This is a genomic window from Fluviicola sp. (assembly GCF_039596355.1).
Taxonomy (GTDB): Bacteria; Bacteroidota; Bacteroidia; order Flavobacteriales_D; family Crocinitomicaceae; genus Fluviicola.
Genome location: NZ_JBCNJW010000004.1, coordinates 322,903 through 335,689 on the forward strand (window position 1 = coordinate 322,903; position 12,787 = coordinate 335,689).

The 12,787-nt window shown below is 44.9% G+C and carries 10 protein-coding genes; 3 read left to right on the plus strand and 7 right to left on the minus strand.

Going from position 1 to position 12,787, the window contains the following annotated elements; all coding sequences use genetic code 11:
- Positions 1 to 191: 191 nt before the first annotated feature.
- The gene (locus tag ABDV94_RS11260) at positions 192 to 995 is read left to right on the plus strand and encodes an SDR family oxidoreductase (RefSeq protein WP_343747276.1); all 804 of its coding nucleotides are present in this window, start codon (positions 192 to 194) and stop codon (positions 993 to 995) included.
- A gap of 106 nt (positions 996 to 1,101) precedes the next feature.
- Complete coding sequence (gene lepA / locus ABDV94_RS11265) at positions 1,102 to 2,898, plus strand: translation elongation factor 4 (protein WP_343747277.1); 1,797 nt, start codon at positions 1,102 to 1,104, stop codon at positions 2,896 to 2,898.
- 94 nt (positions 2,899 to 2,992) lie between these two features.
- Here lepA and ABDV94_RS11270 read toward each other — a convergent pair whose 3' ends face one another.
- From ABDV94_RS11270 to ABDV94_RS11300, 7 genes are all read right to left on the minus strand, one after another.
- Entirely contained in the window at positions 2,993 to 4,336 is a 1,344-nt protein-coding gene (locus ABDV94_RS11270) for a hypothetical protein (protein WP_343747278.1), read from the minus strand.
- 181 nt (positions 4,337 to 4,517) lie between these two features.
- Positions 4,518 to 4,679, minus strand: a complete 162-nt coding sequence (locus ABDV94_RS11275; protein WP_343747279.1) for a hypothetical protein — start codon at positions 4,677 to 4,679, stop codon at positions 4,518 to 4,520.
- A gap of 77 nt (positions 4,680 to 4,756) precedes the next feature.
- Positions 4,757 to 5,113, minus strand: a complete 357-nt coding sequence (locus ABDV94_RS11280; protein ID WP_343747280.1) for a hypothetical protein — start codon at positions 5,111 to 5,113, stop codon at positions 4,757 to 4,759.
- 7 nt (positions 5,114 to 5,120) lie between these two features.
- The gene (locus ABDV94_RS11285) at positions 5,121 to 5,408 is read right to left on the minus strand and encodes a hypothetical protein (protein WP_343747281.1); all 288 of its coding nucleotides are present in this window, start codon (positions 5,406 to 5,408) and stop codon (positions 5,121 to 5,123) included.
- Positions 5,409 to 5,874: 466 nt separating this feature from the next.
- On the minus strand, positions 5,875 to 6,624 hold the full coding sequence (locus ABDV94_RS11290; RefSeq protein WP_343747282.1) for a LytTR family DNA-binding domain-containing protein: 750 nt from the start codon (positions 6,622 to 6,624) through the stop codon (positions 5,875 to 5,877).
- 169 nt (positions 6,625 to 6,793) lie between these two features.
- A complete protein-coding gene (locus tag ABDV94_RS11295; protein WP_343747283.1) occupies positions 6,794 to 8,995 on the minus strand; it encodes a histidine kinase in 2,202 nt (733 codons plus the stop codon).
- Positions 8,996 to 9,183: 188 nt separating this feature from the next.
- Entirely contained in the window at positions 9,184 to 9,393 is a 210-nt protein-coding gene (locus ABDV94_RS11300; protein WP_343747284.1) for a hypothetical protein, read from the minus strand.
- Positions 9,394 to 9,756: 363 nt separating this feature from the next.
- Between ABDV94_RS11300 and leuS the strand changes: the two genes are divergently transcribed.
- Complete coding sequence (leuS, locus tag ABDV94_RS11305; protein WP_343747285.1) at positions 9,757 to 12,591, plus strand: leucine--tRNA ligase; 2,835 nt, start codon at positions 9,757 to 9,759, stop codon at positions 12,589 to 12,591.
- The last annotated feature ends 196 nt before the right edge of the window (positions 12,592 to 12,787 follow it).

Below are 12,787 nucleotides of genomic sequence, written 5' to 3' on the forward strand. Positions count from 1 at the left end.
AGCACTTAAAAGTAGCAGCACTTAAAAGACCCCGAAAATAAGGTTCTGACTATCCACTCAGGCACCTAATTTCGTAGCTTTGGGAAAAGGGAGGGTGCAAAACTATTCGAAGCCGGCTTAAAAAAACGAAGCTATTTCATCTCGTCAGAAGTAAGCAGTTCTCTTATTTTTCCTATCTTAAAGTTTTACTTATGAGTTCATTAACAGGAAAAACGGTGCTGATTACCGGAGGAGCTTCCGGAATCGGTAAAATCATGTCCAGGCTCTCTCTGGAACGAAAGGCAAAAGTCATTATCTGGGATATTGACCAGGCTAAAATTCAGGAAACGCTCGAATCCTTGAATCACCTCGGTGTTATTTCGGGTTTTCAGACAGATCTTTCGAATTGGGAACAAACCCTTCAAACCGCACTCAAAACAATAGAAATTCACGGAAGAGTCGACATCCTGATTAACAATGCGGGAGTTGTTACAGGAAAATATTTCCACGAACACACCGAAACAGAAATCGAACGCACCATGGCCGTAAATAGCATTGCTCCCATGCACATCACCCGGTTTTTCCTTCCGGATATGCTGGAGCGGAATGAAGGACATATTTGCACTATTGCCTCGTCCGCCGGGCTTATTTCAAATCCGAAAATGGCTGTATACGCAGCAAGCAAATGGGCAGCTGCAGGCTGGTCAGATAGTGTGCGGCTGGAAATGAAACGTTTAGGTAAAAACATCGGCGTCACTACCATTATGCCTTACTATATCAACACGGGTATGTTTGACGGGGTTCGTTCGCGCATTCCGATTCTGGATCCGGAACGTGCGGCACTGACAATCATCCGGTCGATAGAAAAGAACAAGACTCTCGTAACCATTCCGGGATATATTTATCGTTTGACACGCATATCACAGGGAATTTTTCCCTTAGCCGTTTTTGATTGGGTAGCAGGAAAAGTACTTGGTATTTATAAAACAATGGACCACTTTACAGGAAGAAAGTAACAACTAAATCGTTTTCAACTCCGGTATTTTTCTTTCCGGATAATGCGCTGTTCCGGCACGATCTGACTCGCTTAAAAACTGAAAAAAAAAGCATTATCTTTGCGCCATGAAGCACATACGCAATTTTTGTATTATCGCACACATCGACCACGGTAAGAGCACATTAGCCGATCGTTTGCTGCAAACAACCGGAACAATCTCTGATCGTGAAATGCAGGCTCAGGCCCTCGACGACATGGATCTGGAGCGTGAACGTGGGATTACCATTAAGTCGCATGCGATTCAAATGAACTATAAGTTTGAAGGTCAGGATTATGTGCTGAACCTGATTGACACTCCGGGACACGTGGACTTTTCCTACGAAGTTTCCCGTTCCATTGCCGCTTGTGAAGGCGCTCTGCTGATTGTGGATGCTTCACAGGGAATCGAGGCGCAAACAATCTCGAACCTGTATCTGGCTTTAGAACACGACCTTGAAATCATCCCGATTCTGAATAAAATGGATCTTCCGGGCGCGATGCCGGAAGAAGTAACGGATCAAATTGTTGAATTGATCGGCTGCGACCCGGGTGATGTGATCCCGGCTTCCGGGAAAACAGGTTTGGGAGTGGATCAAATCCTGAAAGCAATTATCGAGCGGATTCCTGCTCCGTCAGGTGATGAAAACGCACCGCTTCAGGCCATGATCTTTGACTCCGTATTCAACTCTTTCCGCGGAATTATTGCTTATTTCCGGGTGAAAAACGGGGTGATCAAAAAAGGCGACAAGGTCAAATTCTTCAATACCGGACGCGAATACAACGCAGACGAAGTCGGAATCCTGAAAATGGATCTAAGTCCGAAAAAAGAAGTTCGTGCCGGAGACGTAGGGTATATCATTTCAGGAATTAAAACAGCCAAAGAAGTCAAGGTCGGAGATACGATCACACTGGCAGAAAACCCGACTACAGAAGCAATCAAAGGATTCGAGGACGTAAAACCGATGGTATTTGCAGGAATTTACCCGGTAGAAACCGACGAGTACGAAGAATTGCGCTATTCGATGGAGAAGCTGCAGCTGAACGATTCATCCCTGGTGTTCGAACCGGAATCTTCCGCGGCACTTGGTTTCGGATTCCGTTGCGGATTCCTCGGAATGTTGCACATGGAAATCATCCAGGAGCGTTTGGAGCGCGAATTCAATATGACGGTGATTACGACCGTTCCGAACGTATCGTACTTCTGTTACACGACCAAAGAGCCGGATAAACGTTTTATCGTTAACAACCCTTCCGAATTGCCGGATCCTTCAACGATCGACCGCATTGAGGAACCTTATATCAAAGCGCAGGTGATTACCAAGTCGGAGTATATCGGCCAGATTATGACTTTGTGTATTGAAAAGCGTGGTGAATTACGCAACCAGGTTTACCTGACTCAGGATCGCGTGGAATTGACATTCGAAATGCCGCTGGCAGAGATCGTATTCGACTTCTACGACCGTTTGAAATCCGTTTCCCGTGGTTACGCATCGTTTGATTATCACCCGATCGGGTACAAGGAATCGGATTTGATCCGGATGGACATGCTTCTGAACGGAGAACAGCTGGATGCCCTTTCGGCATTGGTTCACCGCAGCAATGCGTATGACCTGGGGAAAAAGATTTGTGTGAAACTGAAAGAACTGATTCCGCGTCAGCAATTCGAAATTCCAATCCAGGCAGCAATCGGTGCGAAAATCATTGCGCGTGAAACAATCAAGGCTTTGCGGAAAGACGTAACGGCAAAATGTTACGGTGGGGACATTTCCCGTAAGCGTAAATTGCTCGAGAAACAGAAGGAAGGTAAGAAACGCATGCGCCAGGTCGGAAAAGTAGAAGTTCCGCAGGAAGCGTTTATGGCGGTTCTGAAATTGAATGATTAATAAACAAACCGGAAACTTCGACTCCGCTCAGTTCTCCGGTTGTGTAAATGATACCTAAATAAGGTAGGGACTAATCCCTACCTTTTTCGATTAATTACGGCTTCAATTTGAAAGCACTCAATCCATAGTCACAGCCAACTACAAAAATCTGGCTTTGGGCATTGGTGCAAAGTCTTCCGGGATAATGAACAACATTTCCGCTATACGTAGGGTTTGTAGAATATGGAGCGATGTAAATGGAAGTATATCCTCCCGTTGAGCTGATCATTCCTACCTGCGCATCGTGCGGATCAGCGCTACCCACTTTGTGTGATCCGGAAACTGCAATTTGAGTTCCGATGACTTCACAACCACTGAAAACAGTCATGTTTGTCGGATCCGAAATATTACTTGCATACCCGGTTCCCGGCAACGAGGCTTGGTTTTTGAACGTATTGTCAAGCGCCATGTTGAAGATTGGTCCGGTGGTAGTATTTCCTTTATACTTGACAAAGATTCCACTTCCTGCAATGCTGACTGCATTGGTTTTTCCAACACAGACAATGTCGTACTTCTGTGTATTGCTATTGTACGGAAAACAAAGATCAAGGAACTCTCCGGGACCTTCCGTGGAAAGCTGCATGGCATTTTCGCATCTCAAAACGATCGAAGAAGTTCCACCATGACCACCCGCCACGTAATCAACTCCCCAAACACCCGGAGAAGTGACCCCGGAAGTATTATCCTTACAAGACCCGGTGATAAAAAAACGATTCGCCAATCCCGGATAACTTTTAATTCTTGTTGATTTATATGTTTTCCCGGAAGCAGAGAGTGTTGAAGTCGTACTGGTGACTCCAGCGATCGAGATTTCAGTGATACGGATTTCCCCCGCGATATTTCGCACCGACAATAAACTGAACACATCCTTCATCACGATGTCAAATACAGCTGATCCGGTTTCCATCAGCAGAATTCCGGTTCCGTTGAATCCCGTCTCCAGCGCCAGGGTACTCAGTTTAAAACATAAGACAATTCCTTTATCGGTAGCGGATGTTCTTCCCACAACGTACAACCTGTCCGAGTTAGCATCCGGAGTCATGGCATATACCCAGATATCATCCGAATTCACGGTTCCTGTGGTCAAAAGACCGTAATTCAACTTGATTAACAAGGGATTGGCTCCTGTTGTTGCGTGTTTCTTGTTCAGGATATACCCGCCGTAAATGAATTGATCATCGACCGTTTTTCCGGCAACATAAACGTAACTTCCGGATTGAACGATGCATTTCGGAGCTTGCATAAATCCGGCTCCCGCAGGATTGGTCAGGTTGGAATTGGAATGACCGGTTCTCCCGGCAAAATCATTCGTAAATGCCGGATCCGGTACATATTGTGCGGATGCGCCGATTCCTGCCAGGAGCGCCCCGGCGATCAATAAGTGATTAATAAGCTTCATAAAATAGTTTGTTTTGATTTGGGCTAAATCTAATTTCTTTTGAAAAACGAAAAGCGTCCGTTTCTGTCAAAACAAACTCAACTCTTGACATCCTAAATCGATTTATTAAATTGATTCAAAGAATCGTATCAAAACAAAAGCCTCCCGTCACCGGAAGGCTTTCACGCAATAAAAGCTTTTTTTAAGAACAGCCTTTCCAGGCAAACAATCCGACAGCGATCCAAATCAATCCTTTGATCAAAAAGAATAAAAAGCCAGCTAGTCCGAAACGTTTTAACCACTTTTTACGCTTCAGAGCTTTCTCATCGACCGGTTGATCCGCTGCTTGCTGTTCTTCTGCCATATTATTAAAAAAAAGACCCCGGTATTTTCCGCTGAGGCGGACTCAATGACCGGGGCTTTTAGTTTTATGCTGTTTTTTTAATCCTCATCCTCTTCGTCAGCTTCTTCATCAGGAGCATCACCGTATGAATCGTCGTCATCGTCATCATCCGGAGTGTCGTCATCATCTCCTTTTGCGTCAACTGCGTCGAAATCATCTTCGAAGTCATCGTCGTCATCGTCTACAGAAGGAGACTTCACTGTTACTTTCGGAAGTTTTACCAAATAAATGATGTCGTCTGTTTCCCAAAGCAAGGAATCAAATACTTCTCCGGTAATTGGGTTCGTCATTTTAGTAGTGTTCCCGGAAAATCCTTCCGGAAAAGCAATTAGTAGTTGTTTCTTCTGATCGATATTCAGCTTATCATAGCTAATAATTGTCTTCTTTTTCGACATGCGGCTTTTATATTTCTAATTTGATGATACGATTGATAGGAATAAGAACGTGTTGTTTCAAAACGATTGCAACATCTGTCACAGCCCATATAGTTGTATGTACAACTTTCTCACCGCTATCGTCTGCAAAATAAATCTTTACTTTATAATGTTCCAAATTACCAAGAGAGATTGCACGATCCACATTTGCTCTACGCACGGCAACCAAATCTGTATCTTCCAAAATTTCTTCTTTCGGAAAATGCAACGCTGCTACGTCCTCTTTCTCAATTTGAACAAAATTCGTTGTGTCCATTTCCATTTTTGAGCAAAAATAAATCATTTGATGAATTGAAAAAGGAGTTTTCGACCAAACTTGAAAAAAAACATTTAAACGGGAGATTGTTTAATACTTCTTAACGCAAAAAGACCCATGAACAACTGGTGCATGAGTCTCTCTAAATTAGTTTAGTAGTGTTTTAGTTTGCTATGTCGCGTGTGAACAAATCAACTATTCATGAAAATCAGGTTGTTTCTAAGTTTTTAATTGGTCAAGTCTTTGACGGAGATAGAACTGTATACTCTTCAATAAAACTAGAAAATGAAAAAACTGCCTCTCCATTGCAGTGTTTTCCGTTTTAACTTAAACCTAACATAGAAAACAACCTGATTCCATTCTCCTTATTTCCTCTTCTAAGATAGTAATGTGTTGGAATCCGAATCCGGCCAATGAATATATCCCCTGTTTGGATGAATATTTAGCCAAAATAAGTTAACGTGATTTATAAATTCTCCAGAATCTGGAAGAAGATGTCTCTTTTCGCAGGCGACAACGGAACCTCAGAACCGTCTTTCATCACCACCGCACCGCCGTTTCCTTTATCATAACGATCTACGAAGTTCAGGTTAATCAGGTGCGACTGCTGCACGCGCAGAAAGTTATGTCCTGATAACAATGTTTCGTAATCTTTCAGCGTGCGCGAAACCAAAATCTTCTTGCCTTCCGTCAGGAAAAATGATGTATAGTTTCTGTCGGCCTCGCAACGAATGATGTGATCCAGATCCACTACATGAACACTTTCCTGGGTTTTCAGCACCAGGCGTCTTTTCTGATTCGGTTGGATATTGTTCTGGAGGGCTTCGAACTGCGGTTCCTGCTTCGACTCTTCTTCTTTCATCGAATCCAGTGCATGCTCAACAGCACTTCTGAGTTCTTCCGGATCTACTGGTTTCAGGATGTAGTCCAGCGCGGAGAATTTAATTGCCTTGATAGCAAATTCCTCATGTGCCGTAATGAAAATAACTCCGAAGTCTTTTTCCGGAACGGATTTCAACAAGTCGAATCCGGTTCCGTCCGGCATCTGAATGTCCAGGAAAACTAAATCGGGCTTGATTTCTGCAATGGCGGCTAGTCCTGACTGCACGTTTTCTCCGACCGGAAATGTCTGAATGTCCAGGTCGAATGATTCGATCATTTTCGCGATTAATTCCCGGGTACGCTGCTCGTCATCAATGATTAATACTTTTTTCATATACTGTGAAGTATTTTTTGGAAAGATAAAAATTTTCCTAATTCCTAATTCCTAATTCCTAATTCCTAATTCCTAATTCCTAATTCCTAATTCCTAATTCCTAATTCCTAATTCCTAATTCCTAATTCCTAAAACAAATTCTTTTCACTTTTGCATTTTGCATTTTCAATTAAAAAGAAGTCCCTCCCTCTTTACGGAACGGAAGATAGATATTCACCAGCGTACCGGTTTCCTTCTCCTTATCAAAGTCCTCGATCTCCATCCGGCCCAAAATTTTGTATTTGTAGCTCAGATTGTCGATCCGGTCCTGCGTGATTTTCATTGCCATGCTCTTGTGTTCGGCACTTTTCTTATTATTTCTCGCGCCTTTTCTTCCCACTCCGTTGTCTTCGATCACCACATGCAGCATTTCTTCATCTTTTGTAATCCGCACATGAATGAACCCGCCTTCAATGGTATGCAGTTGTCCGTGTTCAATGGCATTTTCAATAAACGGCTGCGTAATCATTGGCGGAATAACGACTTCCTGCTGTAATAATTGTTCATTCACAGAAACTTCATATTCAAAACGATCACCGAAACGCAGTTTTTGTGTTTCCAGGTACTTATTCAGGATGTCGATCTCTGTTCCCAGCGGAATAAACTCTTTGGACGAATTTTCCAGGATCAGGCGCATGAGTTTGGAAAAATTCACCAGGAATTTGGTTGAGTTCTTCGTGTCGTTCTCATAGATATAACTCTGGATTACCGACATCGCATTAAAGACAAAGTGCGGATTCATCTGGGAACGCAGCAGGGTCTGGCTCATTTCCGCCTCCCGCTGCAGCTGTTTGATGTTTCGTTGTTTCCAGCGGTTGTAGATAATCAATGCGCCAAGCGCCAGCACGACGATAAACCCGATAATAATGTATGTCTGGAAAATATTCCGCAATTCGGTGTTTTCCTTCTGCTTCCGCTGCAATTCAATCGAATCTGCCTGAATGGCAATCAAACGCTCGCGCTGTTCCGAACGGTACAACTCCGACAATTCGGCAATTTTGGCGCTCACTTCCACCACCCGGGCACTGTCTGCATAATCGGAATACATGTTTAGGTATTTGTATGCCAGATCCATGTTCCCGGTTTTCTTGTACACATCCGCCATTTCTTTATAAGAAGCGTAAATCCCGCCGATGCTTCCGTACTGCGAGCGGATCTCAATGGAGCGGTTCAGGTAATTCAGCGCATTCTTGTATTTTCCCTGTTCAGCAAATACGGTCCCGACCAGGTGATAAACCGCAGCAATCTGTGGCCGGTTGGCTGCGGATTCGAAATAAACCAGCGCCATGTTGTAATAACGGAGCGCATCGTTGTATTTTTTCTGCTCGTTGAATGCATTTCCAAGGTATTTGTGTGCCAGTCCCAAACCATCCTGGTCGTTGAATGCCTGCAGGGTTCGAACAGCATCCTTCAGATCATTGATTGCATGTGTGTAGTCCTTTTTGGCCAGTTTCACCAAACCAATATCTGTGTCTGCCAACCCGACCAACCGTTTGTCGCGAATGCGCAACGCTGTTTCCCGCGACTGCATGAAGAAGTTGTTCGCATTGTCGTAGTTAAAAATCTGGAACTGGGATTCCCCGATCTCGCGCTGGTACTGCGCAACCTGCGGGAAATCATTGGCTTCCTTAGCCAACTGAAGTGCGATGAAGTTCCTGGAAACCGAAAGCTCTACCTGCCCGAAAAAGTTGTAAATCACCGACTGCATGTTCACACATTTTGCCATCAGGGATTTATCGGATGAACGCCGGGCATATTGTGTGGAAGTTTCTGCAAATTCCAGTGAAGCATCGCGTTTGTTCTGCTCCATATTCAGTTTTGCCAGCAAGCGATCCGTTTCAGCAATCAGCGCATAGCTGCGTACCCGTTTCGAAAAGCGCAACGCCTCTGTGAGGTAAATCCCAGCTTGTTCGTATTCCCGGAAAGCAATGTGATATTCTGCCAGCAGGTGAAAAATATAGACCTGGTTCAGCTTGGAGTCTGTACGCGACAGATAGGGCTGTAACTGGAGGATTTTTGCGTAATATGCTGTTTTGTTTCCACGCAACTCTTCAATTCTCAAATCGAAAATGAGTGCCTGTAGTTTCGCAGAATCAGACTCCGTGCGGCTCGCATCAATAATGGCATAGCGGATAGAATCTGCTTTCTGAACATCGTTGAACTGGTAGTACTTCCCAAGTGCCACCTGGCGCCAGAATCGTTTGGTATTGTCCTTTTCGGTTAAATATGCACGCTTGTAGCTTGCCTCATCGCCACCTGCTGCAAATACCTTATTGAAGGATGCAATAAAGCAAAACTGGAGTATCAGGAGCGCAAGCAGTAATCGAAACATGCACTAAAAATAGTTTTTTTCGGGAATGTGTTGTTCTATGTGTGGATGGGGATGCTGTTTTTTGGGAAATTCATACCAGGACACCTCTCCAAATGACGGATCCCGCACGTGCGGGATTAGCCCAGCCACAGCAAGGGATTCATATCCTCTCAAAAATTCCTTCAGCCATTACCCCGGAATTCCGAAAACTATCCTCCGTACGCTTCACATCCGTGTCTTCTCGGCTTCGATTTTTTACGTTTTTTGGGTTTGAAGTTGTTCTTCTTTGTTACGGAAGACGTTTTCATTTCCAAAACACTTCGTCCGGATGTAAATACTTGTTCCGCAGCATGTGCCGAAGCTGCTATTCCGAATACGGAACTGATTGCGAAAAGCGCAAAGAAAATACGGAGAATCATAGTCGTTCTTTTAGTTATAACACAAATAAAACGAATTGGTTACAGCCAAAACAGGGCGGCTGAATTTTGACCGTTTTTGAACGTGTAGCTTGCGAACAGCGGTGTGTATCCTGCAATTCAGGACGTAATTCCGCAATATTACGTCAGCCTTGAACTACATCCCGTTCCCTTTTACATTTTCAATTTTCCTTATTGAAAGACTCCGTCATCACAGCCGCTTTGAGAGTTGTCATGACTCTGTTTCCCGCTGTGGGAGATGAACATCTATCCTTCGTTGCTGTCGCACTAACGTTTGTTGCAACTTTGTCTTCAAAAGCTGCGCTTTTTCTTATCTTTGCCCCACTTTATAAGCTAAGTAACAGCATGGAATATCAGTTTAGTGAAATCGAGAAGAAATGGCGCCAGTTTTGGGCTGACCATAAAACTTTCAAAGCGGAAGACAACAGCAGTAAACCGAAATACTACGTATTGGATATGTTTCCATATCCTTCCGGAGCCGGATTACACGTGGGTCACCCGCTCGGTTACATCGCTTCGGATATCTACGCGCGTTACAAACGCCTGAGAGGTTACAACGTCCTGCACCCGATGGGCTACGACTCGTTCGGGCTTCCGGCGGAGCAGTATGCGATCCAAACCGGACAGCACCCGGCGCTGACGACGGAACAGAACATCAACCGCTACCGTGACCAGCTGGACAAAATCGGGTTTTCTTTCGACTGGGATCGTGAAGTACGCACTTCCGACCCGGGTTATTACAAGTGGACACAGTGGATCTTCAAACAGATTTTCAATTCGTGGTACAACCTGAAATCGGATAAGGCGGAAGATATTTCGACCCTGATTGCTGCTTTTGAAAGCAATGGGAATGCAGGAATTACAGCCGTTACCGAATTCGCAGAAATCTTCACTGCTGATCAGTGGAAAGGCTATTCGGAGAAAGAACAATCCGATATCCTGATGGAATACCGCCTGGCTTACCTGGCTGATTCCTGGGTAAACTGGTGTCCGGCTTTGGGAACCGTTCTCGCAAATGACGAAGTCATCAACGGACTTTCTGAACGCGGCGGACATCCCGTGGAACAAAAACTCATGCGCCAGTGGTCTATGCGCATCAAAGCATACGCAGAACGACTGATCACCGGTTTGGACACCGTGGATTGGACAGATGCCATCAAAGACATGCAGCGCAACTGGATCGGGAAATCCGTAGGTGCTTCGGTTAAGTTTGTTGTCAGTTCAAGTGCGGAGGAGGTTGCCTTCGACTCCGCTCAGTCAACAAACAATGAACTACGGAGATCGAGCGGAGCCGAGATCGAAGTCTTCACCACCCGCCCCGACACCATTTTCGGTGTTTCCTTCATGGTGCTTGCTCCCGAGCATCCATTGGTAAATGAAATCACCACTGCGGAATACAAAGATGCAGTTGAAGCATACAAAACAGCGGCTTCCCTGAAATCGGAGCGCGACCGACAAGCGGACGTGAAAAACATCACCGGGCAGTTTACCGGAGCTTATGCGCTTCACCCGTTTTCCGGGGAAAAAATTCCGGTGTGGATCGGTGATTACGTACTGGCTTCCTACGGAACAGGAGCTGTAATGGCCGTTCCGTGCGGTGATCAGCGCGACTGGGATTTTGCAACACATTTCAAGATCCCGATTAAAAATATCTTCGAAAACGTGGATATTTCAGAGGCAGCATACGTTGAGAAAGAAGGAACCATTGCTGATTCGGACTTCCTGAGCGGATTGCCGATCAAACAAGCGATGACCGTTGCGATTGCAAAAATCGAAGAACTGGGAATCGGAAAAGGAAAAACAAACTACCGCCTGCGCGACGCGATTTTTTCCCGTCAGCGTTACTGGGGTGAACCTTTCCCGGTTTATTACAAAAACGACATTCCTTACCTGGTAGACGATGCCCATTTGCCAATCGAACTGCCGGAAGTAGATAAATACCTGCCAACTGAAGACGGTGAACCGCCATTGGCACGTGCCGAGAAAAGTGCGTGGAAGTATTTCGAGGGCGAACGCATGGAATACAACACCATGCCGGGCTGGGCCGGAAGTTCCTTCTACTTCCTGCGCTACATGGATCCGAAAAACGACCACGAATTCGTGTCCAAAGAAAAAGCGGATTACTGGAACCAGGTCGACCTGTACATCGGAGGTTCGGAGCACGCTACCGGACACTTGCTGTATTCCCGCTTCTGGTGCAAATTCCTCTACGACCGCGGTTACATCTCTTTCGACGAACCGTTTAAGAAGATGATTAACCAGGGGATGATTTTGGGAAGAAGTAGTTTTGTGTACCGACTGGAAGATAACAAGACCTATATTACTTTTTCTAAAAAAGAAGGAAAGCAGGTCGTTCCAATCCACGTAGATATTTCTCTTGTCGATAACGATAAACTGGACATCGAAGCATTCAAAGCATGGCGTCCGGAGTTTGCGAACGCAGAATTTATCCTGGAAGACGACGGAACTTATATCTGTGGTTCCGAAGTGGAAAAAATGTCCAAATCGAAGTTCAACGTTCAAACACCGGATGAACTGGTAGAACGATTCGGTGCAGACACCCTGCGCATGTACGAAATGTTCCTGGGGCCTTTGGAGCAAACCAAACCGTGGGATACGAAAGGAATCAACGGGGTTCACAACTTCCTGCGCAAACTATGGCGCTTGTTCTACGAGAATGGAAACCTGATCGTAACGGATGCTCCTGCAAGCAAGGAAGCTCTGAAAACGCTGCATAAAACGATCAAAAAAGTAGAAGACGACCTGGAGCGTTTCTCCTTCAATACGAATGTTTCAAACCTGATGATTTGTGTCAACGAACTGACGGATCAGAAATGTCATTCGAAAGAAATCCTGGAACAAGTGGTGATCCTGCTCGCTCCTTATGCACCACATGCCGCAGAAGAGCTGTGGTCGGAAGCATTGGGCCATCCGGCAGGAACGGTTTCTACAACTCCATTCCCGAAATTCAACCCGGAAATGCTGGTAGAAGCAAATACCGTTTATCCCGTATCTTTCAATGGAAAAATGCGATTTAACGCTGAATTGCCAACTACCTTCTCTGCCAAAGAAGTAGAAGAAGCAGTTTTGGCCATGCCGGAAGCTCAAAAATGGCTGGAAGGAAAAGCACCGAAGAAACTAATCGTTGTTCCGGGAAGAATCGTGAATATCGTTGTTTAAGTGATCTTTCAAAAGATAGAATAAAAACAAGTTGGGGGAATTATGTACTTAAGTCAGGTAGGTTTGGATACAAAAAAGTTAGGGAATTCATCACACTATGAACCCACGCTTCATTTCTACCGCAAATGCGCAAATTTTTAGCTCGGCTACCGCACTCGCTTCTAATAGTATAAATGCTGAATGTTATTGTTTACAG

Excerpts from the sequence above, each read along its gene's own strand:
- ABDV94_RS11260 (WP_343747276.1), top strand. The coding sequence starts at position 192 with ATGAGTTCATTAACAGGAAAAACGGTGCTGATTACCGGAGGAGCTTCC.
- lepA (WP_343747277.1), top strand. The coding sequence starts at position 1,102 with ATGAAGCACATACGCAATTTTTGTATTATCGCACACATCGACCACGGT.
- ABDV94_RS11270 (WP_343747278.1), bottom strand. The coding sequence starts at position 4,336 with ATGAAGCTTATTAATCACTTATTGATCGCCGGGGCGCTCCTGGCAGGA.
- ABDV94_RS11275 (WP_343747279.1), bottom strand. The coding sequence starts at position 4,679 with ATGGCAGAAGAACAGCAAGCAGCGGATCAACCGGTCGATGAGAAAGCT.
- ABDV94_RS11280 (WP_343747280.1), bottom strand. The coding sequence starts at position 5,113 with ATGTCGAAAAAGAAGACAATTATTAGCTATGATAAGCTGAATATCGAT.
- ABDV94_RS11285 (WP_343747281.1), bottom strand. The coding sequence starts at position 5,408 with ATGGACACAACGAATTTTGTTCAAATTGAGAAAGAGGACGTAGCAGCG.
- ABDV94_RS11290 (WP_343747282.1), bottom strand. The coding sequence starts at position 6,624 with ATGAAAAAAGTATTAATCATTGATGACGAGCAGCGTACCCGGGAATTA.
- ABDV94_RS11295 (WP_343747283.1), bottom strand. The coding sequence starts at position 8,995 with ATGTTTCGATTACTGCTTGCGCTCCTGATACTCCAGTTTTGCTTTATT.
- ABDV94_RS11300 (WP_343747284.1), bottom strand. The coding sequence starts at position 9,393 with ATGATTCTCCGTATTTTCTTTGCGCTTTTCGCAATCAGTTCCGTATTC.
- leuS (WP_343747285.1), top strand. The coding sequence starts at position 9,757 with ATGGAATATCAGTTTAGTGAAATCGAGAAGAAATGGCGCCAGTTTTGG.